Source organism: Gemmatimonadaceae bacterium (genome assembly GCA_036504815.1).
GTDB lineage: Bacteria > Gemmatimonadota > Gemmatimonadetes > Gemmatimonadales > Gemmatimonadaceae > PNKL01.
Genome location: DASXUN010000014.1, coordinates 1 through 23,120, shown reverse-complemented (window position 1 = coordinate 23,120; position 23,120 = coordinate 1). Strand labels below are relative to the sequence as shown.

Below are 23,120 nucleotides of genomic sequence, written 5' to 3'. Positions count from 1 at the left end.
GGCCGCCGCGCCGTGCTCGCCGCCCGTCTGGCTTCATCGTGACCATCGGCGTCTTAGTGCCGGGGCCGGGAATCGAACCCGGATGGGTTTGCACCCAAGGGATTTTAAGTCCCTCGCGTCTAGCCAGTTTCGCCACCCCGGCAGGCACTGCGACTGAGGATCGGGAATCCGGAACGGGACTCAGGACTCCGATTCAGGACTGCGATCTGCGATAAAGCTACGGAATGGCCAACGGGCGGGAAGCCTCACCGGCCCCCGCCCGCTGTGTCTGTTGTCTCTCTGTTGTTTTTCTGTTGTCTCTCTGTTGTTTCTCTCCAGAGCGGGAAACGGGACTCGAACCCGCGACCCCAACCTTGGCAAGGTTGTGCTCTACCAACTGAGCTATTCCCGCGTGCCACGCATTCTATCGCCGTCGGCGCGCCGCGGCAACGGGTTCCGACTCAGCGCTCCAGCCGGGCGCCATCGTCGGCCGAAACGATCCAGGTGCGAGGGCGGTGCCCGATGGCCCGCTCATACTGTTCGGGAAGCGAATCCTGCAGCGCCAGGAGGGCGTCGGCGTCGCCGAGGGCGATGGCACACCCACCCCACCCCGCCCCGGTGAGACGGGCGCCGCTGATGCCGGGCTGGCGCGCGGCGTACTCCACCACCCAGTCGAGTTCGCGCGACGAGCAGTCATAGTCCTCGCGCAGCGAGCGGTGCGACGCGAGCGCCAGTTCGCCGGGGAAACGCGCCCCCGCCGCCAGCGCGGCGACCACCTGCCGCACCCGCTCGCATTCGGATACCACATGCCGCGCGCGCCGGCGCGAGATCTCCGGCATCTCCGCGCGCTCCACCTGTTCAAGCGTCGCGGCCGCAAGCGTGGGCACCTCGGGCGCGAGGCGCTGGATGCCCGCCAGCGCGGCGGCACATTCGGCAACGCGCTCCGAATACGCCGAGCCCCGCAGGCTGCGCGGGACGGCGGTGTCGACCACCAGCACCGACTCCGTAAACGGCACAGGGCGCACCTGCACGGGCTCGAACTGCATGTGCAGCGCGTGCCCCTGCCGCCCGCAGGCGGCCGACAGCTGGTCCATCGCGCCGCACGGCACGCCCACGAACTGGCGCTCGGCGCGCTGACACTCCAGTGCCAGCGCCACCGGCTCGGTGTCCAGGCCCAGCAGCGAGCGCACCGCGAAATCGAAGGCCACCTCGATGGCCGCCGACGAACTCAGCCCGCTCCCCGACGGCACGTCACTCGCCACGGCGACATCGAACGCGGGCAGGTCGATACCGGCGCCCACGAGCTGATCGAGCACGCCCGACGGATAGTCGGTCCATTTGCGGCGACGGGCCAGCTTGGCATGATCGATTCGCAGCACGCCGCCGGTTCCGCCGGAGTTGAGGCGCGTCACCTTGGCGTCACCGTCCCGCCGCCGAATGGCGACGGCGGTGCGACGCTGAATGGCGATCGGCAGCGCCACCCCGCCATTGTAGTCCACGTGCTCGCCGATCAGGTTCACGCGCCCCGCCGCCGATGCCACCAGCGTGGGCTCGCCGCCGAATGACTTCTCGAAGTGGCGTCGCGCGTCGTCCGCGACGCCCCCCGCGCGCGCAACCGTCACGGCCGCACCCCGAAGGCGTGGACGGCAAACCAGGTGGCGTAGGCCAGCAGCCCCGACAGCGCGGCATCGCCGCCCCCCGCCGTCGCCTGCCCCTCGGCGTCCACGCGCTCCGCGGCCACGCCGAGCGACAGCGGGGCCCGCCGCAGCCACTCGAGCACCTCGCTGGCATCGGGTCCCATCAGGCGGGCCAGTTGCTGCGCGAGGTACTCCGGCTCGACGATCTTCTTGGCGGTGCGCCGGTAGGTCGAGTCGCTGCGCTCGATGGTCTCGTAGAGCGGCAGCCAGAGCGCCGAGCCCACGGGATCGTCGGCCTCGCTCACCTTGCCGCCGAGATCGCTCGCCGCCACGAACGCGGATTTCGCCCCGCCAGGGGCGAAGTGCCGCCGCAGCGCGGCGCGCACCCCTTCGGGGTCCTGCAGCGCCTTCGCCGCCTCTTCGTCGAGCGTGCGCTTGAGGCAGTCGAGCGCGTACGCGACGACGGCATTGCCGTGCAGGGTGAACGGCAGCGGCGGACGGTCGCCGCGCAGCGTCACCTCGGTGTGATACAGCGGGTGATCCTTGTCGCGCCGCGCCATCAGGTCGTCGTTCGACACATAGAGGGTGTCGGCCAGCACCGGCTCCTCGACGACGCGGTCATCGTTGGTGTCGCGGATGTAGCGGTCGACGGCGATGGCATACGACGCGCAGCCCTCGAGCGTGAAGCCGGGCTCGAAGAGCGTGCCGTCGAAGTAGTGCGTCCCCTGCCCCGGCGCGTAGCCGTGCACCTCGCAGGCGCGGAGAATCAGTTCGCGGGCCAGGGTGGGATCGGCCAGCTGCACGGCGGGCACCGTCCAGCACAGCGCTTCCCAGTCGCGGATCGTCACGCCGGCGGGATGCCACGGCGCGCGGCTGCGCACCAGGTAGTACTGCGCGTCGTCGAGCGCGCGCGCCACGCCGTAGAAATACGCGAAGAGCAGGTTGCGGTTCACCAGCAGGTCCAGCGACTCGTTGCCGGTGCTCTGCTCGAGAGCGCGGAGCGCCTCGCGCGTGGCCGATAGCAGGGCGCGCCAGCCGCGCCGGCGCAGCACGCCGAGGATGGCCTGTGCCCCGTCGCGTTCGGGCCCCGCGCCGATGTAGAACGCGCACTCGATGCGCGACCCACCCTCCACCACGAAGTCACGGGCAATCGCGTAGGCCGGCGCGGCGCCGGCGGTGATGCTGACCGCCCCGCGCTCGTCGCTCGCGATGGCCAGCGCCGCGAGGCCGGGCGCGCTCATGCCGTCGAGGATCACCACGCCGTCCATCCCCTCGCTGATGCGCGGCGCGTCCTCGAGGGGGCGCGGCGTGCGCACGCGAACCTGGCGATGGCCCAGCGTTCCCTCGAGCGCGAGCGACACGCCAATCGGCGCGCTCCCGCGATTCTCCACCGCCAGCGCATAGACGGAGCCGGCGATGTCGGAGTCGAGCCCATACGGCGCAAACAGCGTCCCGCGGATGATCAGCTCCCCGACGGTGGCCGTGAAGGTGGGCAGCCAGTGGAAGGCGCGCTCCCACGCGATGCCGCCCTGCGCCAGTTCGATGCGCTCGCCGGCCACCGACAGCACGGGACGAAGGAGCGCGGGGCCGCCACCCGCCAGAAAGTCGGCGCCGCCGGCAAATTCCACCGCCGAGCGCGCCCCGCGATGCAGGATCCCGAGGGCGTGAACCGATCCGTCCACCGGGTGTACGCACGGGAGCGCCACCCAATGATTGCCGGTCACCTGCCAGGGGATAGTCGGAAGCGAAGCGTCGCGCATTAGGTTTCAGGGTTGCCGTTGTCTTGCCAAACTTAGCGGGTTCCCCAACCCACCGCCCCGTCGTGATGATGCATCGGAGACTCGTCCAGCTCGCCCTGCCCGCCCTGCTGCTCGCCGCCGCCCCGGCGGCGGCCCAGCGCGCCCTTGGCATCGGCGGCGACGCCTCCACGCTCCCCACCGGCGTCCTGCGCATTGGCACGAGCGCCCTCTGGGATCGCGCCAACGAGCGCTACGATGCCAGCGGCAAGCTGCGTCCCCTCGGCGCGAGCGCGAGCGCCGCGTCGTGGAACGGGGGCTACGACGCGAGCCTTGCCGCGGCGGCGCCGCTCGTTTCCGCGCTTTCGGGAGTCGCGGGCTTCGACCCGTCGTTGGGGGCGCTGGCGATCGGGCGTCGAGACGCCTCAACCGACGCCGCGTTGAGCGCGGAGGTTGGCGTGATGGCGCGCCTCACCATCGGCGCGCAGCTGCGCGTGGCCAACCATGCCATCGAACCGAGGATCCAATTGAATGCGGGGCGCGTGGAGGGCTCGATGGGATTCAACCCCGCCTGGGCCAACAAATCCGCCCGCGACCGCAACACGGCGCTCCTGACGCAGTTCGACAGCGCCCTCGCACAGACGACGCGCCGCATCGCGCAGTGCCAGGCGGGCCCGACGGCCACCGGCTGTGCGCCCATCGCCGCCAACGTGGCCGGCGCCCAGACGCTGGTGAGCAACGCGGCCGCGTTTGCCGCGGCGCTGAACCAGCTGTACGGTGGGCGCAGGAATTCCGCCGGACTCCCGTTCGTGCCGGTGGCGAACGGCGCGGCGCAACAGGCCATTGATCAGCGGGTGCAGGGCTATCGCGATCAGTTCGCCGCGCTCGGCATCACCGCCATCGGCACGCAAGGCCCGGTGGCGGCGGCCCTGTTCTCCCACGGCAACCTCGCCACGCTGCTGACCGACTCGCTGTACGGCTATCGCCTGCGCCCCCTGCGTGCCGTGCACGCGTACGGACTCGGCGAAGTCTCGCTGCACGCCAAGGCCCGCGTCTTCGACATGCTCGGTGCCGATTCGGCGATCATCCGCGGCTTTGCCGTGCGGCAATCCGTCGGCGCGACCGTTCGCCTCAGCGGCGGATCGTCGCCGGACGCCGATGAACCGTTCGCGCCGGTCGCCGGCGAGGGCGGGAGCGGATTCACCCTGCAGTCGTTCACCGATCTCTTCTACAATCAGCGCTTCTCGGCCAGCATCGTCGTCGGCGTGGACAATGCGCAGGCGCAGGAGTATGCCGCGCGCATTCCGTCGGCGACCGCGCCTTCGGTGGGCGGCGTGCCATTTCCGCTGGTGCCCGCCGACCGCGAGGTGCAACTCACGCGCACACCGGGCGCGCGGCTCGACATCTCGGTCACGCCGCGCGTGGCGCTCGCGCGCAACATCTGGCTCGGCGCCAGCTGGACATTCGCCCGACAGGCGGCCGACCGCTGGTCTACCGCCGCGCTGCCGGCCAGCATCGCAGGCGCCGTCGAGAGCGCCGACGTGCAGGCCTGGGCGTCCGGCACCGACTGGACCGAACAGCGCGTCGCGCTCGGCGGCACCTATTCGACGGTCGCGGCCGCCCACGAGGGGCACGCGAAGGTTGCCTTCGACGTGTCGTACGAGCACCAGCAGACGCTGACCGGCAACGGCTGGCGCGTCTCGCACCTGAGCCGCGACGTGGTCACGGTGCGCTGGTATCCGCGGATCTGGGGAAGGCGCTAGTTCGTCGAGCGTCGACGCGGCACACCGCCGCCGGCGGCCAGCTGCTCCCGCGCATGCGCGCGGCTCGTGGCGCTGTCGGCGTCGCCCCCCAGCATGCGCGCGATTTCCTCCACGCGGGCATCGCCGTCGAGCACCTCGATGTCGGCGGTCGTGACGCCGTCCTTGGCGCCCTTGCGCACCCGGATGTGGTGGTGCGCGCGCGAGGCGATCTGCGGCAGGTGCGTGATGGCGAAGACCTGGTGGTGCGCCGCGACGCGGCGCATCGCATCGCCCACCTGCTGTCCCACCTTGCCGCCGATGCCGGCGTCCACTTCGTCGAAAATCAGCGTCGGCACCCGGTCCACGCCGGCGAGGATCGTCTTGAGCGCGAGCATCACGCGCGCCAGTTCGCCGCCGGATGCGACGCGCGACAGCGGGCGCGCGTCATGGCCGACGTTCAGCGCGACGCGAAACTCCACGTCCTCGGCGCCCGTGGCGCCGACTTCCGGCCGCGCGGTGAGCGATACGTGGAAGCGTCCGTCCTCCAGGCCGAGGCCGGGGAACTGCGCCTCGACTTCCTTGGCCAGGCGTGACGCCGCCTTCTGTCGCGCCTTGCTGAGCGCGCGTGCCGCTTCGTGCACCGCCGCCTCCGCCGCCGCGGCGCTCTCGCTCAATTCCCGCAGGTCGAGCGCCGCGCTGTCGAGCAGCGAGAGTTCGGCCCGCGCCTCGCGTCCCGTTTCCAGCACCGCGGCGATGGTGCCGCCGTATTTCTTGGTGAGCCGGAAGAGCAGGTCCCGCCGGCGTTCGACGTCGGCCAGGCGCGCCGGATCGTGCTCGACCGTCTCGGCGTACGCCGCCACCTCGCGCGCCAGTTCCTCGAGCGCGTAGTACGCCGCGTCGTAGAGCTCCTGAAGGCGCGCCACCGACGGATCGATGCGCTGCAGCGATCCCAGCGGCTTCTGGAGGTGGCCCAGCTGCGCCAGCACGGCGCCCTCATCGCCCTCCAGCACCCCCGACAGCTCGCTCGCCAGCGCTCGCAGCTCCTCCGCGTGCGTGAGGCGGCGCGCCTCGTCGTCGAGTTTCTGTTCCTCCCCCTCCACCAGCCTGGCCTCGGAAATCTCGTGCGCCACGTGCTGCAGGTAGTCGGCCCGTTTGTGCGCGGCGTCGCGCCGCGCCACGAGGTCGGCGACCGCGTGCCGGGCCGCGACCTGCGTCGCGTGGGCCTTCGCGACGGCGGCCACCTGCCCCTGCGCACCGGCGAAGGCGTCGAGGATGCGTCGCTGCGCCTCGGGATCGAGGAGCGACTGCGCCTCATGCTGGCCGTGCACGTTCACGAGCGCGCGCCCGACATCGGCGAGCACGGCCGCCGTCACGCCGGTGCCATTGATCCACGCCCGCGCGCGCCCGCCGGCGGACGCCGGCACCTCGCGCTTCAGCATCAGCACGCCATCGTCGCAATCAATGCCGCGTTCATCGAGCAGCGCGCGCATCTCCGGCGCATCGCCGATGTCGAAGGTGCCCTCGACGACCGCGCGCTCCGCACCCGGGCGCACCAGGTCGGCGGTTGCCCGCTCCCCGATCAACAGCCCCAGCGCGCCAACGATGATGGACTTCCCCGCCCCCGTCTCGCCCGACAGCACGTTCAGCCCCGGCGCTAGCGGCAGGACGACGCTGTCGATGATGGCGAAGTTGCGGATGCGGAGTTCGGCTAGCACGGGGTTGAGGCAGACGGAAGACGGGAGACGGGAGACGGGAGACGGAAGGGGGACAACGGCGACGGATGACGGCAGATGGCGGATGGCGGATGGCAGAGGGCGGATGGCGGATGGCGGATGGCGGAAATCGCAAATCGCAATCCGTATTCGCAATCCTCAATCGCAATCCGAGTTCCCAATCCCAAATCAGCGGCAAGCCCGTTAGCGATCCCTCTCCGCAATCCCACCCCATCCCATCTTCGCCCGCAGGCGGCCGAAGAAGGTCGTCTGGTCCACCCGCACGATGTTCACGGGATGCGTCGAGCGTCGCACCACGAGGTTCTGGTTCGGGCCAAGCTTGGTTCCCACCTGCCCGTCCACCGTCACCAAAACCTCCTCGGGCGCATCATCCGGCTTCACATCCACCACCGCGTGCGGCGGCAGCACGAAGGGACGGACCGCCAGCGCATGCGCGGCAACGGGCGTGACCACGATGGACTCGTGCGACGGGTCTACCACGGGACCGCCGGCGGACAGCGAGTAGGCAGTCGAGCCGGTCGGCGTCGAGATCACGATGCCATCGGCCGCAATCAGGCCCAGTGGCTCGCCGCTGACCGTCAGTGTCAGGCGCAGCACCCGCGCGAACCCGCCCTTGTGCAGGACGACGTCGTTGAGCGCCCGCAGTCGCGGCCCCACCGGGCCCGATGCGTCGTATGCCTGCGCCTCGAGCGCCATGCGCTGCTCGGCGGTGAACTCTCCGCGCGCGAAGCGCGGCAGCACGGTGGCGAACTCATCCGCGCGGCACGTGGTGAGGAAGCCCAGCTTCCCCGTGTTCACGCCAAAGATCGGCGCGGGCGCGCCATCGAGCAGCCGCGCCGCACGCAGCAACGTGCCGTCTCCGCCAAAAGCCAGCATCGCATCCAGCGTCTGCGGTGCGCTGAGCAAGGCGGCGCCGCGCCCGGCAATCGGCAGCAGGTCCGACTCGTACGACAGGTCGAGCCCCAGCGCGGGTGCCTGCGTCGCCAGCTCCGTGACGAGCTCCGGGAGCCCGCCAAAGCCAATGTGGGCAATGACGCCGACGCGCATCAGCCGGCCAGCGCCGTGGCGTCGTGCAGCGCGCGCACCTTGGCCGCGATGCCTTCGGCGTCGAGTCCGCACTCCGCCAGCTGTCGCGCCCGCGAGGCGGCGTAGACGATCCGGTCGGGCACGCCGTGCGCGACCACGCGCACCGACGGCTCGATCTGCTCGACGAGCGTGGCCAGATACGCGCCGAAGCCGTTCACGACCGTCCCTTCCTCGACGACGAGCAGCGTCCGGTGGTCGCGCACCAGCGCGGCCAGCGACGCCTGGTCGACGGGCTTCAGGAACCGGCAGTTCACGACCGTCACGTCCATCCCCTCGGCGGCCAGCCGCTCCGCGGCCTTCAGCGACTCCGCCACCATCGTGCCAACGGCCAGCACCGCCACCTCGTCGTGGCCCTTGCGCTGCACGTCCCAGCTGCCGTACGGCACCGCCTCGATGTCGCGCGCCGACCCGACGAGGTCGGGCGACGCGTCGCGCGGATAGCGAATGCTGAACGGGTCCTCCCGGTGCGCCATCGCGGTGCGCAACAGGCCGATCAATTCGGTCCCCGTCGCCGGCGCCGTCACCGTCATTCCCGGAATCGCGAGCATATAGGCGATGTCGTACAGTCCCGCATGCGTTTCGCCGTCCTCGCCCACCAGCCCGGCGCGATCGAGGCAGAAGATCACCGGCAGGTGCTGGATGGCGACGTCATGCACGATGCTGTCGAAGCCGCGCTGCAGGAACGTGGAGTAGATGGCGGTGACGGGGCGCAGTCCCTGCGTCGCCATCCCCGCGGCGAACGTCACGGCGTGCCCCTCTGCAATGCCCACGTCGAAGAAGCGCGCCGGATGCGCCTTCTGCACGATGTTGGCGCCGGTGCCGCTGGGCATCGCCGCCGTGATCGCGACGAGCGTGGGCTCTTCCTCCATCAGCTCCGAGAGGCCGCGGCCGAAGACCGTCGTCCAATTCGGATTCGCCTTCGACGCCGTGAGCTGCTTCCCGGTCGCCGGGTCGTGCCCGGGCGGAAGCGCATGCCACTTCTCGCCGTGCTCGCCCGCCGGGAATCCCTTCCCCTTCTGCGTGATCACGTGCACGAGGCGCGGCCCCTTGAACTCGCGCACTGCGCGGAAGGTCTCGATCATGCCGTCGATGTCGTGGCCGTCGATGGGACCGAAGTAGCGGAACCCCAGCTCCTCGAAGAGCACGCCCGGGGTCAGGAACGCCTTGACGCTCTCCTCCCACTTCTTCACGACGGCGCCGATATCGTGGATGGCGCCCTTCCCCTTGTCGTGCTGCTCGAAGATGGTGCCGAGGCTGCTGCGCAGGCGATTGTAGAGCGGATTGCGCTGCACCGACGTCAGGTAGCGATGCATCGCGCCGACATTGGGCGCGATCGACATCTCATTGTCGTTCAGCACCACGATGATGTCGCGGTCGGCCGCGCCGGCGTTGTTGAGTCCTTCGTACGCGAGCCCGCTGCCCATCGAGCCGTCGCCGATGATGGCGACCACCTTGAACTTGGCCTGGTTCAGGTCGCGCCCGGCGGCAATGCCGAGGGCGGCCGAAATCGACGTGGCGGCGTGTCCCGCCCCGAAGGCGTCGTATTCGCTCTCGCTGCGCTTGAGGAAGCCCGAGAGTCCGCCCTCCTGCCGCAGCGTCTGCATCCGGTCGCGACGGCCCGTCAGCACCTTGTGCGGATAGCCCTGGTGCCCGACGTCCCAGACCAGCTGGTCGCGGGGCGCGTCAAAGGCGTAATGCAGGGCCACCGTGAGCTCCACGACGCCCAGCCCCGCGCCAATGTGGCCGCCGGTGGTCGAGCAGGTCTCGATGAGGAACTCCCGCACCTCGGCGGCGAGCTGCTTGAGCTCGGGCGACGAGAGCGCCTTGAGATCGGCGGGGGAGTTGATGCGCGAGAGGACAGTCATGAAGGCAGCGGGAAAGTCTGGAGAAATCTATACCGGTCGCACGACGCCGGCCTGTCGTCAGGAGCGCCGTGCGATGATGTAGCGGGCGGTCGCCTCGAGCGACCGGGTCAAAACGCCGGCCTCGGCGAGTGCCTGGCACCCCTCCTCGACCAACGCCGCGGCGCGGGCGATGGCTCCCTCGACGCCGAGCAGGGCCGGATAGGTGCTTTTCTGGTAGGCGACGTCCTTGCCGGCCGTCTTGCCAAGTTCATCACTGGTCGCGGTCACGTCCAGCACGTCATCGGCAATCTGGAAGGCGAGTCCGATGCACTGCCCGTAGCGCCCGAAGGCCGCGAGATGCCCCGCGGGCGCCCGGGCGGCGAGGGCGCCGATCGTCACGGAGGCCTCGATCAGCGCCCCCGTCTTGCATCGATGGATGCGTTCGAGTTGTTCGTACGACAGGTGCCGTCCCTCGCCCTCGAGATCGAGCAGCTGCCCGCCAATCATCCCGCCGGCTCCGGAAGCGCGCATCAACACGCGGACGATCTCGCCGGTGGACGCCGCATGGAGCCCCAGCGCCTGCGCCGCCTCCCAGGCGGCGCGAGCGGCAAGCGGCACCATCGCCATCCCGGCGGCCGTGGCGACGGGCACCCCGAAAGCCTTGTGCACCGTCGGCCGTCCGCGGCGCAAGTCGTCGTCATCCATGCAGGGGAGGTCGTCGTGCACCAGCGAGTAGGCATGCACCACCTCCACGGCCGCGGCGAGCGGCGCCACGTCGCCCGTCCCGCCGCACGCCTCGTAGGCCGAGAGCACGAGCACGGCGCGCAGGCGCTTCCCTTCGCCCGTGATCGAGTAGCGCATGGCGTCGCCGACGGCGCCGCCGAGGGCGGGCAGCGCCCGCGCGCAGAGCAACTCGAGCGCGTGCGCCACACGCACGCGCGCGGTCGAGAGATACGGCGGGGTGCTACTGGTCGGCATCGCGCTCCTCGAGCGCCCCGTTCGCCTGTTCCACGAGCGTGGTCACGCGCCCTTCGGCCTTGGCGAGCGCCTCGGAGGCGGCACGCAGGCGCTTGATGCCTTCCTCGAAGAGCGCGAGCGACTCGTCCAGCGAGAGGTCCGCGCGGTCGAGGGCCGCGGCAATCTGCTCCAGCCGCTCGAGATCCGTCTCGAAGCTCATTTAACCCCTCTCCTTTTTGATGGCGTCGCCGCAGGTGCCGGCGTTACTCCAGGCCCCCCCGGGCCCGCTGGCCCCCCTACCCGCACACCAGTCACCGCGGCATCCACCTGGCCGTCGCGCAACACGAGCGTGAACGCCTGCCCCACGCGGAAGGCGTCCGCCGAGCCCAGCGCATGCCCCTGCGCGTCGCGCGCCACGGCATAGCCGCGCGCCAGCGTGTTGAGCGGGCTCAGCGCGTCGATCCGTCCCGCCACAGTTTGCACCAGCGCGCGACGCCGCTCAACGCTCCGTCGGGCGCGGATTGCCAGGTCGCCCGCGAAGCGGCGCAACTCGCGCCGCGCCGTCACCACACGGCGTTCCACGCCGCCGGTCATCGTGTTGCGCAGCGCGCCGAGCCATTCGACCAGTTCGTCGAGCACCGGGACGGCCGCCTCTGCCGCCGCCGAGGGCGTCGCCGCGCGCAGGTCGGCCACGAGATCGGCGATCGTCACGTCGACTTCGTGCCCCACGGCGCTGATCGTCGGGATCGGGCAGGCCGCGATCGCCCGCGCCACCCCCTCGTTGTTGAACGCCCACAGGTCTTCGCGCGAGCCACCGCCGCGTCCCACGATCACCACGTCTGCGCCCCGCCAGCGCGCCACGCGCTCGAGCGCGGCGGTGAGTGACGCGGGCGCCGCGTCGCCCTGCACCGCCGCGGGCACCACGATGAGGTCCACCGAAGGATTGCGCCGCGCGATGACCGAACGAATGTCATGCAGGGCGGCCCCGTCCGGGCTCGTGACCACCGCCACGCGGGAGGGAAAGCGCGGGATCGGGCGCTTGCGCGCCGGATCGAGCAGGCCGTCCTTCTCGAGCCGAGCGCGCGTCTCCTCGAACGCCTTGCGCCACAGTCCCTCGCCCTCGGCTTCCAGCGCGCGCACGATGAACTGCATGCGCCCCTGCGCCGGATAGACCGTGAGTTGGCCGCGCGCCATCACCTGCATTCCCTCGTCGGGCTGCGCGGGAATGCGGAAGGTGTCGCTCGCCCAGACGACGCACGACACCGCCGCGGACGCGTCCTTCAGCGTGAAGTACCAGTGGCCGCTCGAGTAGCGCTTGAAGCCCGACACTTCGCCGCGGATCCAGACCGTCGGGATTCCGCCCTCGAGCACTGCCTTGGCGAGCGTCGTGAGGTCGAGCACGGAGATGGCGGTTTCCGGGCTCTCCCCCGGCGCCGCGTCGCGCAGCGACAACTCCGAGCCATCCAACGAACCGGCGCCGTCAAACAACGACGGCGCCGGCCCTCGCCGCGGCGACGCGCCGCGGCGGCTGTTCACCGCTGCCCCGGCCGGAAGGCGCAGTGTGGGCTCACGCCAGGCCCTGCGCCGCGGCGCGGACCGTGTTCTTGAGCAGCATCGCGATCGTCATCGGCCCCACCCCGCCCGGCACCGGCGTGATCCTGGACGCCACCTGGCTGACCGCGCCGAACGCCACGTCGCCGACGATGCGATAGCCCTTCGGCTGCGACGCGTCTTCCACGCGGTTGATGCCCACGTCGATGACCACCGCCCCCGGCTTCACCATGTCGGCGGTCACGAACTCCGGCTTGCCGATGGCGGCAATCAGGATGTCGGCGCCGCGCGTCACCGCGGCGAGATCCCTGGTCTTCGAGTGGCAGACCGTCACCGTCGCGCTCGCGTTGACGAGCAGCGACGTCATCGGCTTGCCCACGATCGTCGAGCGCCCGAGCACCACGGCGTTGGCCCCGGCCACCTTGACCCCCGCACTCTGCAGCATCACCATCACGCCCGCCGGCGTGCACGGCGCGAAGCCGCTCTTCTCGCCAATCCAGATGCGGCCGACGTTCACCGGATGAAAGCCGTCCACGTCCTTCTCGGCGGCGATGCGCAGGATCACCGCCTGCGGATCGATGTGCTTCGGCGGCGGCATCTGCACGAGGATGCCGTGCACCGTCGCGTCGGCGTTCAGCTTGTCGATGAGCGCGAGCAGGTCGGCCTGCGGCGTGTCGGCCGGCAGCCGGATGGTCTTGCCGTTCATCCCGGCCTCGATGCAGGCCTTTTCCTTGGAGCGCACGTACACCGCGCTCGCCGGATCGTCGCCGACCAGCACCACCGTCAGCCCGGGCGTGACGCCGCGCGCCTTCAGTGCCGCGGCTTCCACCGCCACCTCGGCGCGCACCTGCTTGGCGATGGCAATGCCATCGATGAGTTTGGCGGCGTCGACGCCGTCCAGTACGTTAGCGGGCAATGTCCACCGTCCTCTTCTCACGGATGGCGACGACCTTGATCTGCCCCGGGTACTGCAGTTCGGCCTCGACGCGACGCGCGATCTCGTCGGTCAGCGACTGCATCCGCAGGTCGTCCACATCGTCAGGGTTCACGATCACGCGCACCTCACGTCCCGCCTGGATGGCGAAGACGCGGTCCACGCCGCGGTAACTCGAGGCGATCTTCTCCAGCCCCTCGAGCCGCTTCACATAGGTCTCGAACGCCTCGCGCCGCGCCCCCGGGCGCGATCCGCTGATGGCATCCGCGGCCTGCACCAGCACCGACTCCTCGCTCTCGTGCGGCACGTCGTCGTGGTGCGCGGCGATGCAGTTCACCACGAACGGGCTCTCGCCGTACTTGGTGCACACTTCGACGCCCAGCTGCACGTGCGTCCCTTCGTGCTCGTGCGTCATCACCTTGCCCACGTCGTGCAGCAGCGCGCCGCGCTTGGCGAGCGCCACGTCGAGCCCCAGCTCGGCCGCCATGATGCCGGCCAGGTGCGCCACTTCCTTGGAGTGGTCGAGGATGTTCTGTCCGTACGACGTGCGCCACTTCATGCGCCCCACGAGCTTGATCAGCTCGGGGTGCAGCCCGTGGATGCCGACGTCGTACGCGGCGCGCTCGCCCGTCTCGATGATGCCCGCGTCGATCTCCTTGCGCGCCTTCTCCACCACTTCCTCGATGCGCCCCGGGTGGATGCGCCCGTCCTCGATGAGGCGCGACAGCGCCAGGCGCGCCGTCTCGCGGCGCACCGGATCGAAGCAGGAGATCACCACCGTGTCGGGGGTGTCGTCGATGATCACGTCCACGCCCGTCGCGAGCTCGAAGGCGCGGATGTTGCGCCCTTCACGCCCGATGATGCGCCCCTTGATCTCGTCCTTCGGCAGCGGCACCGCCGTCTGCGTGATCTCGCTCGTATGCTCGGCGGCGATACGCTGCACGGCGAGCGCCACGATCTTCTTGGCCTCACGGTCGGCGTTGCGCTTGGCCGTCTCGCGGATCTCGCGGATCTTGTTGGCGGCGTCGGCCAGCGCCTCTTCTTCCATCCGGCGAATCAGCTCGGCCTTGGCTTCCTGCGCCGACAGGCCGGCCACCTGCTCCAGACGGCGGCGCTCGTCGACCACCATCTTGTCGAGCTCGGCCTGCTTCTCCTCGACGCCCTTTTCCTTGCGCCCCAGGTCGCTGGCCCGTCGTCCGAGGTCACGGTCGCGGCCTTCGAGGAGCTCGACCTTCTTGTCGAGCTGCACCTCGCGGTCGAGCAGGCGCTTCTCCTCCAGCTCGATTTCCCCGCGGCGGTGGCGCGCCTCCGCCTCCCACTCCTCGCGGGCCTTCATCACATCTTCCTTGCCCGCCAGGACCGCCTGCTTCTTCAGCGCATCGGCGTCGCGTTCCGCCTCGGTGACGATCCGCTTGGCCATCTGTTCGGCCGTCTCGCGCGCCGCATTTCGCGCATCCCGCTCCGCCGCTGCACCCAGCTTCCGTCCAACAACCCACGTGATCGCGCTGGCCACCAGGCCGCCCGCAATCAGGGCGATGATCGTCAATGACATTTGTTATGCTCCAGGGGCGGCGCGACCGAGCGCCGCTATATGTGAACGTAGCGGAGCCTCCCGCGCGAGAAATACAGGGGCATGGGCAAATCACCCGACCGACCGGGCCCCGACGAAAGGGGCGCAGCGGGGCGGGCTAACTGCCGAGGCCGCTTGTACCTACGCGCTCGGACTCCGAGACGCATTAGCAAGCTATCGTTGCGGCCCGAAGGCCGCAACGTCAGCAACGAGCGGCGGAACGGGGAGGAGGTCGAGGCGAAGGGACGGGCGACGAGATGTGGAACGAGGAGGGAGGTCCCCCGCGCGCACCGGAGACCTCCCTCCTCGTTCCGCCCCTCCTCTCCCGTTCCGAGGCCCCTACCCCCTCCTCGTTCCGCCCCCCGTCCCTCCTTCCTCTACTTCGCCTGCCGCTTCGCTGGCGGAAGCCATCTCCTCAGCTCCCCCGACAGCGTCTGCAGCGACTCCGCCACCTCCTCCTGCCCCTTCTTCGCCTCGAACAGTTCATCGGTGATCTGCAGCGCGGCCAGGATGGCGGCCTTGTGCGATTCCACGACCGACGCGTTCTCCAGCACCTCGCGGATCTTCGCGTCCACATAGGCCGCGACCGCCCGCGTGTGCTCGGGAGGCGAATCGGACCGGATGGTGTAATCCTCGCCGCAGATCGTCACCCGCGTGCTGTGCTTGATGCTCACGGTTCGCCCTCCAGCACGTGCTGTTGCCGCAGGAAGCGCACCTGGTCCAGCATCTTGGCGACGTGCGCCTCGGCGGTCGCCAACCGCTCCCGCAAGCGCGCGTTCTCCGCCTCGAGCTGCGCCACTCGCTCCTCCGCCGCCAGCGGGTCGCCGGTGGGCGCGCCCGTGGCAATCGCCTTCAGGCGCTGTTCCGAGGTGAGGGCGCGTTTCCGGAAGCCGCTCAGTTCCTCACCCACCTGATAGATGAGGAACTGCAGCTCCTGAAACGCGGCGATATCAGGCCGTTCGGGGTTTGACACCGAGCTGGTTCTCCAGGGACTTGAGCAGTTGCGACCGGCGTCCGTCGATCTCCTTGTCGCGTAGAGTGCGTTCCGGATGCCGGAAGGTCAATCGCCACGCGATCGACCGCATCCCCTCGGGAATGCCGGCCCCGCGGAACTCGTCGAACAGTTCCAGCGACTCGAGCATGTCGCCGCCGCTCGTGCGGAGCACGCGCTCCACCTCGGCGGCGTGCATCGCATCCGGCACCAGCAGGGCGAGGTCGAAGATGGCCGCCGGCGTCGTCGGCAGCGGCGTGTAGCGCACGGCGCGCGCCGGCGCCGGCATTGCGGGTCGCGTCCCGCCGTGCGCCGACGTCCCCGGCTTTGCCACATACGCGAGCGGCATGTCACCCAGCGTGATCTCCACGCCGAACGCCGCCGACGCCCACACCGGCGCGTCGAGCGCCACACGCGTCACCGCGCCCACGTGCCGTCCGTCGGACGTGATGGTCCAGAGCGCGGCATCGTCGCCGGGCTCGACGCCAATGCGCGCCCCTGGGAACGCCGCGTGCGCCGCGCGTTCGGCAATCCCCTTCGCGTCCCACGCGTCGATCACGGGCGTCGCGCCGTCCGCGAAATGCCCCGGATAGCGAGCCCCCATGATGAGGATCCCCACGCGCACTTCTTCCGTCAGCCCCTCCGCCCCGTGCACCACACCGTGCCCGTGCCCCTTCCCCAGAAAGACCGACCCCACTTCAAACAACCGAATGTCCCCGTGCATCCGCGTCAGGTTGTACTCCGCGCGCCGCGCCAGCGACTCCAGCAGCGACACGCGCAGATGCGGCTCGTCCTCCGCAAGCGGGTTCGTCACGCGCCAGTGCGTCGCGTCGTCGCCCTTCACGAACGGCATCGGGCGCACTTCGGCCAGCCCCGCCCCCACCAGCGCATCGCGCACGCGCCGGCTCGTGATGAACAGTGGATGGTCCGGAACCGTCGTCGGGCGGTACGCCTCGATGGTGTCGGGGAGCTTGTCGTAGCCGTGCAGCCGCGCGACTTCCTCGATGAGGTCCACCTCGCGCGTCACATCGTGCCGCCACGACGGGGGGGTGGCGGAAAAAACCACGTCCTCGCCCCGCCATCCCTTCTCGACGCCTTCTCCCTCACCAAGCCGCAGCACGCGGAAGCCCACGCTCGTCAGGTACCGCGTGATCTGCTCCTCGCTGAGCGACGCCCCCAGCACCGCCTGCACGCGCGCCGGCCGCAGGCCCACCGCCGCACGCACCGCCGGCGCCGCACCGACGGCCATGATGCCGCCGTCCACCTTGCCGCCGGCCACCGCAAGAATCATTGCGATGGCCGTGCGCATCGCATCGGGCAAGCCCGCGGGATCGATGCCGCGCTCGAACCGATAGCTCGCGTCGGTGGAGAGCCCCAGCGCGCGCCGCGTCAGGCGTGTGCGCCTGGGATCGAAGTACGCCACCTCGAGGAAGACATCGGTCGTCTGCGCCGTCACCTCGGAGTCCTGCCCGCCCATCACGCCGGCAACCGCGATGCTCTGCTTCGCGTCGGCGATCATCGTCATCTCGGGGGTGAGCGCGCGCTCCACGCCGTCGAGCGTCTTCATCTTCTCGCCGGCGCGCGCCCGCCGGATCACCACCGTCTGTTCGGCGAGCCGGCCGAGGTCGAAGGCATGCATCGGCTGGCCGAGGCCGTGGAGGATCGCGTTGGTCACGTCCACCACGTTGTTGATGGAGCGCACGCCGGCCGCCTCCACGCGCTCACGCAGCCAGGCCGGGCTCGGACCCACCGTGATGCCGCGGATGACCGCGCCCAGGTATTGCGGGCACCCCTCCGGGTCTTCAAGACGCACAGTAGCGCCGCCGCTCTTCGCCTCGCGCGGATCGCGCGCCAACTCACCGGCCATCGCCGGATGCGCCGACGCCTCGTCGGGCGGCAGCATGGCCGCGTGCGGCGTGTGCATTGGGACGCCGGTGAGCGCGCTCAGCTCACGCGCCGCACCCACGTGCGACAGCAGGTCGGGCCGGTTCGGCAGCACATCGAGCACCAGGCGCACATCGCCCAGCGGCAGCACGTCGAGCAGTGGCGTGCCCGGCGCGGCATCGGTGGTCAGTTCGAGGATCCCGGCGTGGTCTTCGCCCAGCCCCAGTTCGGCGGCCGAGCAGAGCATGCCGTTGCTGGTGAAGCCGCGGATCTTCTTCTTCTCGATCTTGAATCCCGCCGGCATCAGCGTACCGCTGCGGGCAAACGGATAGACGGCGCCCGCCGTCACGTTGGGCGCGCCGCACACGACCTCGAGCAGCGTCCCCGATCCGTCGTCCACCTTGTTGAACGACAGCTTGGTGTCGGGCACCTTCTCCGTCTCGACGACGCGCGCCACGACGAACGGCGCAAGATCGGCGCGCAGGCGCTCGAACCCCTCGACGGTCGCGGCGTGCGCAGTCAGCAGGTCGCGCACCTGCTCCGCGGTGAGCGCGTGCGGGACGAAGGCCTTCAGCCACTCATGCGAAAGGTTCATCGGGCGAACTGCTCCAGGAAGCGGACATCCGAATCGTAGAGAATGCGAATGTCGGGAATGCCGTGACGGGCCAGCGCGGTGCGCGCCGGCCCCATGCCGAACGCCCACCCCGTGTACCGCTCGCTATCGATGCCGGCGTTTTCGAGCACGGCCGGATGCACCATCCCCGAGCCGAGGATCTCCACCCAGCCGCTTCCCTTGCAGACTGCGCACCCTGCCCCCTTGCACACCCCACAACGCACGTCCATCTCGGCCGAGGGCTCGGTGAACGGGAAGAACGACGGGCGGAACCGCGTCTTCGTCTCGCCGAAGAAGCGGTTGGCGAAGCGCGTCAGCGTCGCCTTCAGGTCGGCGAAGGTGATCCCCTCGTCCACCACCAGCCCTTCCACCTGCGCGAACATCGGCGCGTGCGACGCGTCGAACGGATCGGCGCGATACACGTTGCCCGGCGCGAGGATGCGGATCGGCGGCGGATACTGCTGCAGCGTGCGCACCTGCACCGGCGAGGTGTGCGTGCGCAGCACCAGGTCGTCGAGGTAGAGCGTGTCGTGCAGGTCCATGGCCGGATGGTCGGCCGGGAAGTTGAGCGCGCCGAAGTTGTACCACGGATGCTCGGCCTCGGGGCCGAGGGCGATCGTGAACCCCAGCTCACGGAAGATCTCGACGACTTCGTCGATGACGAGCGAGACCGGGTGCACCGTCCCCTGCCACGTGGCGCGGCCCGGCATCGTGCGGTCGATGGCCGGTCCCTGCTGCTGCGCCGCCACGAGTTCGGCGTGGCGCGCGTCGAGCAGCGCCTCGAGCTCCTGCTTCACCGAGTTCGCCAGCTGGCCCGCCTCGCGGCGGTCCTCCTTGGGGAGCGTGCCCAGTGCGGTCATCAGCTCGGACAGCCGGCCGCTCGTGCGCCCCACCAGATGGTTGCGCGCGTCGGTCCAGGCGTCGAGTGTCGCGGCGGCCGCCACCTGGGCGGGGCCGTCGGCGCGCAGCGCTTCAGCGGCGGACTTGAACTCGTCGAGGGTCATGTGGGACGGATGGCAGATGGCGGAAGGCGGATGGCAGGCAGCGCAAGCCGGTGGAGAAATCTAGCGAAAAGTCGCCCCGACGAGGACAGACCGCCCGCGTTGCGGGATTCGCGGCGGTGCGCCATGGTATGCTCCTTGATCGGCGAACCGTCCTCACAGGGCACCCCCATGACGTACACAGCGGCCCAGATCGCAGCGCACCTCGACGGCGAGGTCATCGGTGACGGCACCGTTTCCCTCCGCGGCTTCAGCGCCGCGGACCAGGCGCGCCCGGGAGACCTGACCTTCGCGGAGAAGGACAATCACTTTGCGGCTGCCGACGCGAGCGCCGCGTCCGCCGTGCTCGTCGCGGGCAGTTATGCCTCGGCGGGCAAGACGATCATTCGCGTCGCCAATGCGCGGGTGGCCGCCGCCAAGGTGCTCCCGCTCTTCTATCCGCCGGACGCGGTGGAGCCGGGTATCCATCCGACGGCGATCGTCGCGCCGACCGCCCGGATCGATGCGACGGCGCACATCGGCGCGTACTGCATCGTCGGCCCCGGCGTCACCATCGGCGCGCGCACCGCCCTGCTCGGCGGCAATCATGTGGGCCGCGACTGCCAGATCGGGGACGACGTGCGACTCTTTCCGAATGTCGTCGTGTATGAACGCACGCAGATCGGGCATCGCGTGGCGATTCACGCCGGCACGGTGATCGGGTCGGACGGCTACGGCTACGTCTTCGATCAGGGGCGGCACCGGAAGATGCTCCAGATCGGCAACGTGATCATCGGGGACGATGTGGAGATCGGGGCCAACTGCGCCATCGATCGTGCGGCGCTTGGCGCCACGCGGATCGGCGCCGGCACCAAGATCGACAATCTCGTCCACGTGGCGCACAACGTCACCTTCGGCCAGCACTGCCTCATCATGGGACAGTGCGGCTTTGCCGGGAGCACCACCTTTGGCAACTACTGCGTGATCGCGTCGCAGACGGGAGTCACGGGGCATCTGACGATCGGCAACCAGGTGACCGTCGGCGGGAAATCCGGCGTCACGCGTGATCTCGAGGACGGCCAGACCGTGCTCGGCTACCCCGCCGTGCCCGACAAGCAGGCCAAGCGTCAGTGGATCGCCCTGCAAAAGTTGCCCGATCTGCTCTGCCGCGTGCGCGAACTCGAGAAGCAGGTGGCGGACCTCACCGCCAAACCCAGCGAAGAGGTGGCCGAGAAGCCGTAGGCCCGTCCGCCATCGGCCGTCCGCCATCGGCCGTCCGCCATCCGCCATCACTCGCCCGCAAACAGAAACCGGCGGGAGGCATCAGCCTCCCGCCGGTTTCCCGTCACCCGCTCAGCGCCTAGCCGTTCAACGCCGCGCGCGCCTTCTCAGCGAGCGCCGTGAACGCCACCGGATCCATCACGGCGATGTCGGAAAGCACCTTGCGATCGATCTCGATGCCGGCCTTCGCCAGGCCGTTCATGAAGTTCGAGTAGTTCAGCCCGTTCAGGTGGGCGCCCGCATTGATGCGGATGATCCACAGCTTACGGAACTCGCGCTTCTTGTTCTTGCGGTCGCGATAGGCATAGCGCCAGGCGCGCTCGACCGACTCCTTGGCCGGTCCCCACAGCTTGCTGCGCGCGCCAAAGTAGCCCTTGGCGGCCTTCATCACCTGCTTTTTGCGGCGCAGGCGAACCGGATTGCTCTTTACGCGGGGCATGGTCTCTCCTTACGCCGACAAGAGGCGCTTGATGTTCTTCGCCTCGCCGTTCGTGGCGACGATCGCGGCGCGCCGCAAGTTGCGCTTCCGCTTGGCGGTCTTCTTGGTCAGGATGTGGCTCTTGTAGGCCTTCAGGCGGCGCACCTTGCCCTTCCCCGTCACGGAGAAGCGCTTCTTGGCGCCAGCATGTCGCTTCATCTTCGGCATGTAACAGCCTCGCTTACTTGGGCGTGAGAATCATCGTCATCGACTTGCCTTCGAGACGGGCGTCCACTTCCACCTTCGCCACGTCGGCAAGTTCCGCGGCCACTCGGTCAACCACCGCCCTTCCCAACTCGGGGTGGGCGATCTGCCGGCCGCGGAACATCAACGTCACCTTCACCTTGTTGCCTTCACCGAGGAAGCGCCGGGCATGGCGCGTCTTGGTGTCGAAATCGTGGTCCTCGATTCCCGGACGGTACTTCACTTCCTTGAGGAGGATCACGTGCTGCTTCTTCTTGGCCTGACGCGCCTGCTTGGCCATCTCGAACTTGTACTTGCCGTAGTCCATGATGCGGACCACCGGCGGACGGGCGAGTGGGGCGACTTCAACCAGGTCGAACCCCTGCTCCACCGCGGACGCGAGGGCCACGTCCACTTCCATGATGCCAAGCTGTGAGCCATCGGCCCCGATCACGCGCACTGGGCTGATGCGAATCTGCCGGTTGACGCGCGGCGGCCGCTTGGTGGTATCCTGAATGACTCGGTACCTCGAGATGGAGAAAACAGAAACGCGGACCCGAAACCGGATCCGCGTATAGACAACGGACGCGCACCATGGGTGCTCGCCGCCGCTCTCGGGACTCCGGAAGCACACCGCAACTGCCGGTGGCCGACGGGTGGGGCAAGCGACCGCTTGCCCACTTGGCTGATTGTCCAATGAAGCTAGTTACAAAGGAGGGGGAAGTCAACGGGGGTAACTTGGTGTGGAATCTTGACTTGATGGCGGAACGGGGAGGAGGTAGAGGCCCAGCGAGGCGGTCGGAGACGTGGAACGAGGAGGGAGATCCCTTGCTCGCCAGCGATCTCCCTCCCCGTTCCGACTCCCCAACCTCCTCGCCGAACCTCCATCCCCTCCCCGTTCCGACTCCCTAACCTCCTCGCCGGGCCTCCATCCCCTCCTCGTTCCGCGCGCAGTAGTACTGCTTCCCATCATGCCTCGCGTACCCCCACGCCACCGAGGCATCATGCTCGAAGATCAGCAGCCACTTCTCCGCCAGCGCAGTTGAGAGCAGGGCGCGCTTCGATTCGAGCGTGCGGAGCGGCTCCACGTCGTAGCCCATGATCCACGGGAGCGGCATATGGATGTGCGTGGGGATCACGTCGCCCAGGAAGCACGCCATCTCGCTCCCCCCGTCGATGAGCAGGCTCTGGTGAAACGGCACGTGTCCCGGCGTGACCAGCGCGCTGATGCCCGGAATGATCGCCTTGGATCCGTCGATCAGCTCGAGCCGGCCCGCCTCGCGGATCGGTTCCCAGTTGCGCGGAAAGTACGACGCCGCCGTCCGTTCATTGGTGTTCATCGCATAGTCCCGCTCGCCCGCCTGCACCACGAACCGCGCATTCGGGAAGGCGCTCACCACCCGTCCGTCGCTCTCAATGGCCGTGTTGCCACCGGCGTGGTCGAAGTGCAGGTGCGTGTTGATCACCAGCGCGATGTCGTCCGGCCGGAACCCCGCCGCGACGATCGCCGCCTCGAGCATCGTGCGCTGGCCGTGGCCGTCATTCTCGATGCCGTAGATGTCGAGGAACTTCGGGGTCTCCTTGTGCCCCGCCCCGGTGTCGATGAGCACCAGCCCGATGTCGTGCTCGATGAGCAGGCAGCGCATGCCCATCGGAATACGATTCCGGGCGTCGGCGGGAATCTTCTTTTCCCAGAGCGGCTTCGGCACCACGCCGAACATCGCGCCGCCATCGAGCATCTGCCCGCCGGCCTGCAGCGCATGCACGGCAAAGCGGCCGATGCGGCGGGATTGGACCAAGGGAACGGGAGCGGACATGAGTTGAACTTAATCGGAACGGGGAGGGGGTAGAGGCCAAGGGACGGGGAGGGAGACGTGGAACGAGGAGGGAGATCAGGTGCGCGCCTGCGATCTCCCTCCTCGTTCCCACCCCCATTCCCCG

20 protein-coding genes and 2 tRNA genes are annotated in these 23,120 nt (G+C 69.5%); 2 read left to right on the top strand and 20 right to left on the bottom strand.

Annotated features, from left to right (window positions below; translation table 11 throughout):
- Positions 1–57: 57 nt before the first annotated feature.
- The 4 genes from VGJ96_07320 to VGJ96_07305 form a co-directional block, all read right to left on the bottom strand.
- Positions 58–142: transfer RNA gene (locus tag VGJ96_07320), tRNA-Leu, on the bottom strand.
- Between the two features lie 176 nt (positions 143–318).
- Positions 319–391 (bottom strand) — tRNA-Gly (locus VGJ96_07315).
- Between the two features lie 49 nt (positions 392–440).
- Positions 441–1,601, bottom strand: coding sequence for a galactokinase (gene galK, locus VGJ96_07310; protein ID HEY3286916.1), 1,161 nt, complete (start codon positions 1,599–1,601; stop codon positions 441–443).
- A complete protein-coding gene (locus tag VGJ96_07305) occupies positions 1,598–3,340 on the bottom strand; it encodes a hypothetical protein (protein ID HEY3286915.1) in 1,743 nt (580 codons plus the stop codon). The genes galK and VGJ96_07305 overlap by 4 nt, the downstream gene beginning before the upstream one ends.
- A gap of 101 nt (positions 3,341–3,441) precedes the next feature.
- On the opposite strand from VGJ96_07305, the gene VGJ96_07300 reads away from it, so the two are divergent.
- Positions 3,442–5,115, top strand: coding sequence for a hypothetical protein (locus VGJ96_07300; GenBank protein HEY3286914.1), 1,674 nt, complete (start codon positions 3,442–3,444; stop codon positions 5,113–5,115).
- Here VGJ96_07300 and recN read toward each other — a convergent pair.
- The 12 genes from recN to pheS form a co-directional block, all read right to left on the bottom strand.
- On the bottom strand, positions 5,112–6,809 hold the full coding sequence (gene recN / locus VGJ96_07295; protein ID HEY3286913.1) for a DNA repair protein RecN: 1,698 nt from the start codon (positions 6,807–6,809) through the stop codon (positions 5,112–5,114). The two genes, VGJ96_07300 and recN, sit on opposite strands and share 4 nt — an antisense overlap.
- A gap of 201 nt (positions 6,810–7,010) precedes the next feature.
- Positions 7,011–7,874 carry an NAD(+)/NADH kinase gene (locus tag VGJ96_07290; protein ID HEY3286912.1) on the bottom strand — a complete coding sequence of 288 codons (864 nt, stop codon included), beginning with the start codon at positions 7,872–7,874 and terminating at the stop codon, positions 7,011–7,013.
- Positions 7,874–9,778, bottom strand: a complete 1,905-nt coding sequence (gene dxs, locus VGJ96_07285; GenBank protein ID HEY3286911.1) for a 1-deoxy-D-xylulose-5-phosphate synthase — start codon at positions 9,776–9,778, stop codon at positions 7,874–7,876. Before dxs ends, VGJ96_07290 begins: the two co-directional genes overlap by 1 nt.
- 57 nt (positions 9,779–9,835) lie before the next feature.
- On the bottom strand, positions 9,836–10,735 hold the full coding sequence (locus tag VGJ96_07280; GenBank protein HEY3286910.1) for a farnesyl diphosphate synthase: 900 nt from the start codon (positions 10,733–10,735) through the stop codon (positions 9,836–9,838).
- Positions 10,722–10,934, bottom strand: a complete 213-nt coding sequence (gene xseB, locus VGJ96_07275; protein ID HEY3286909.1) for an exodeoxyribonuclease VII small subunit — start codon at positions 10,932–10,934, stop codon at positions 10,722–10,724. The genes VGJ96_07280 and xseB overlap by 14 nt, the downstream gene beginning before the upstream one ends.
- Positions 10,931–12,250, bottom strand: a complete 1,320-nt coding sequence (xseA, locus tag VGJ96_07270) for an exodeoxyribonuclease VII large subunit (GenBank protein HEY3286908.1) — start codon at positions 12,248–12,250, stop codon at positions 10,931–10,933. The genes xseB and xseA overlap by 4 nt, the downstream gene beginning before the upstream one ends.
- A 31-nt stretch (positions 12,251–12,281) precedes the next feature.
- On the bottom strand, positions 12,282–13,181 hold the full coding sequence (gene folD / locus VGJ96_07265; protein ID HEY3286907.1) for a bifunctional methylenetetrahydrofolate dehydrogenase/methenyltetrahydrofolate cyclohydrolase FolD: 900 nt from the start codon (positions 13,179–13,181) through the stop codon (positions 12,282–12,284).
- On the bottom strand, positions 13,171–14,751 hold the full coding sequence (gene rny / locus VGJ96_07260; protein ID HEY3286906.1) for a ribonuclease Y: 1,581 nt from the start codon (positions 14,749–14,751) through the stop codon (positions 13,171–13,173). Before rny ends, folD begins: the two co-directional genes overlap by 11 nt.
- Before the next feature lie 395 nt (positions 14,752–15,146).
- Positions 15,147–15,443, bottom strand: a complete 297-nt coding sequence (locus tag VGJ96_07255; protein ID HEY3286905.1) for a cell division protein ZapA — start codon at positions 15,441–15,443, stop codon at positions 15,147–15,149.
- On the bottom strand, positions 15,440–15,742 hold the full coding sequence (locus VGJ96_07250) for a hypothetical protein (protein HEY3286904.1): 303 nt from the start codon (positions 15,740–15,742) through the stop codon (positions 15,440–15,442). The genes VGJ96_07255 and VGJ96_07250 overlap by 4 nt, the downstream gene beginning before the upstream one ends.
- The gene (pheT, locus tag VGJ96_07245) at positions 15,720–18,239 is read right to left on the bottom strand and encodes a phenylalanine--tRNA ligase subunit beta (protein HEY3286903.1); all 2,520 of its coding nucleotides are present in this window, start codon (positions 18,237–18,239) and stop codon (positions 15,720–15,722) included. The genes VGJ96_07250 and pheT overlap by 23 nt, the downstream gene beginning before the upstream one ends.
- Positions 18,236–19,261, bottom strand: coding sequence for a phenylalanine--tRNA ligase subunit alpha (gene pheS / locus VGJ96_07240; protein ID HEY3286902.1), 1,026 nt, complete (start codon positions 19,259–19,261; stop codon positions 18,236–18,238). Before pheS ends, pheT begins: the two co-directional genes overlap by 4 nt.
- A gap of 168 nt (positions 19,262–19,429) precedes the next feature.
- Here pheS and lpxD point away from each other — a divergent pair, with 168 nt between their 5' ends.
- Positions 19,430–20,479, top strand: a complete 1,050-nt coding sequence (lpxD, locus tag VGJ96_07235) for a UDP-3-O-(3-hydroxymyristoyl)glucosamine N-acyltransferase (GenBank protein HEY3286901.1) — start codon at positions 19,430–19,432, stop codon at positions 20,477–20,479.
- Between the two features lie 118 nt (positions 20,480–20,597).
- On the opposite strand, the gene rplT is transcribed toward lpxD, so the two are convergent.
- The 4 genes from rplT to VGJ96_07215 all read right to left on the bottom strand — a co-directional run bounded on the left by rplT (position 20,598) and on the right by VGJ96_07215 (position 22,978).
- Positions 20,598–20,957: a 50S ribosomal protein L20 gene (gene rplT, locus VGJ96_07230; protein HEY3286900.1), complete on the bottom strand. Its 360-nt coding sequence runs from the start codon at positions 20,955–20,957 to the stop codon at positions 20,598–20,600.
- Between the two features lie 9 nt (positions 20,958–20,966).
- Positions 20,967–21,164, bottom strand: a complete 198-nt coding sequence (gene rpmI, locus VGJ96_07225) for a 50S ribosomal protein L35 (protein HEY3286899.1) — start codon at positions 21,162–21,164, stop codon at positions 20,967–20,969.
- 13 nt (positions 21,165–21,177) lie between these two features.
- On the bottom strand, positions 21,178–21,696 hold the full coding sequence (gene infC / locus VGJ96_07220; protein ID HEY3286898.1) for a translation initiation factor IF-3: 519 nt from the start codon (positions 21,694–21,696) through the stop codon (positions 21,178–21,180).
- Between the two features lie 391 nt (positions 21,697–22,087).
- Positions 22,088–22,978: an MBL fold metallo-hydrolase gene (locus tag VGJ96_07215; protein HEY3286897.1), complete on the bottom strand. Its 891-nt coding sequence runs from the start codon at positions 22,976–22,978 to the stop codon at positions 22,088–22,090.
- Positions 22,979–23,120: the final 142 nt, after the last annotated feature.

What these genes read in the sequence shown, in the direction of transcription:
- dxs (HEY3286911.1), bottom strand. Translation starts at nt 9,778, where the DNA reads ATGACTGTCCTCTCGCGCATCAACTCCCCCGCCGATCTCAAGGCGCTC.
- VGJ96_07300 (HEY3286914.1), top strand. Translation starts at nt 3,442, where the DNA reads ATGATGCATCGGAGACTCGTCCAGCTCGCCCTGCCCGCCCTGCTGCTC.
- rny (HEY3286906.1), bottom strand. Translation starts at nt 14,751, where the DNA reads ATGTCATTGACGATCATCGCCCTGATTGCGGGCGGCCTGGTGGCCAGC.
- pheT (HEY3286903.1), bottom strand. Translation starts at nt 18,239, where the DNA reads ATGAACCTTTCGCATGAGTGGCTGAAGGCCTTCGTCCCGCACGCGCTC.
- rplT (HEY3286900.1), bottom strand. Translation starts at nt 20,957, where the DNA reads ATGCCCCGCGTAAAGAGCAATCCGGTTCGCCTGCGCCGCAAAAAGCAG.
- VGJ96_07290 (HEY3286912.1), bottom strand. Translation starts at nt 7,874, where the DNA reads ATGCGCGTCGGCGTCATTGCCCACATTGGCTTTGGCGGGCTCCCGGAG.
- pheS (HEY3286902.1), bottom strand. Translation starts at nt 19,261, where the DNA reads ATGACCCTCGACGAGTTCAAGTCCGCCGCTGAAGCGCTGCGCGCCGAC.
- lpxD (HEY3286901.1), top strand. Translation starts at nt 19,430, where the DNA reads ATGACGTACACAGCGGCCCAGATCGCAGCGCACCTCGACGGCGAGGTC.
- xseB (HEY3286909.1), bottom strand. Translation starts at nt 10,934, where the DNA reads ATGAGCTTCGAGACGGATCTCGAGCGGCTGGAGCAGATTGCCGCGGCC.
- VGJ96_07280 (HEY3286910.1), bottom strand. Translation starts at nt 10,735, where the DNA reads ATGCCGACCAGTAGCACCCCGCCGTATCTCTCGACCGCGCGCGTGCGT.
- rpmI (HEY3286899.1), bottom strand. Translation starts at nt 21,164, where the DNA reads ATGCCGAAGATGAAGCGACATGCTGGCGCCAAGAAGCGCTTCTCCGTG.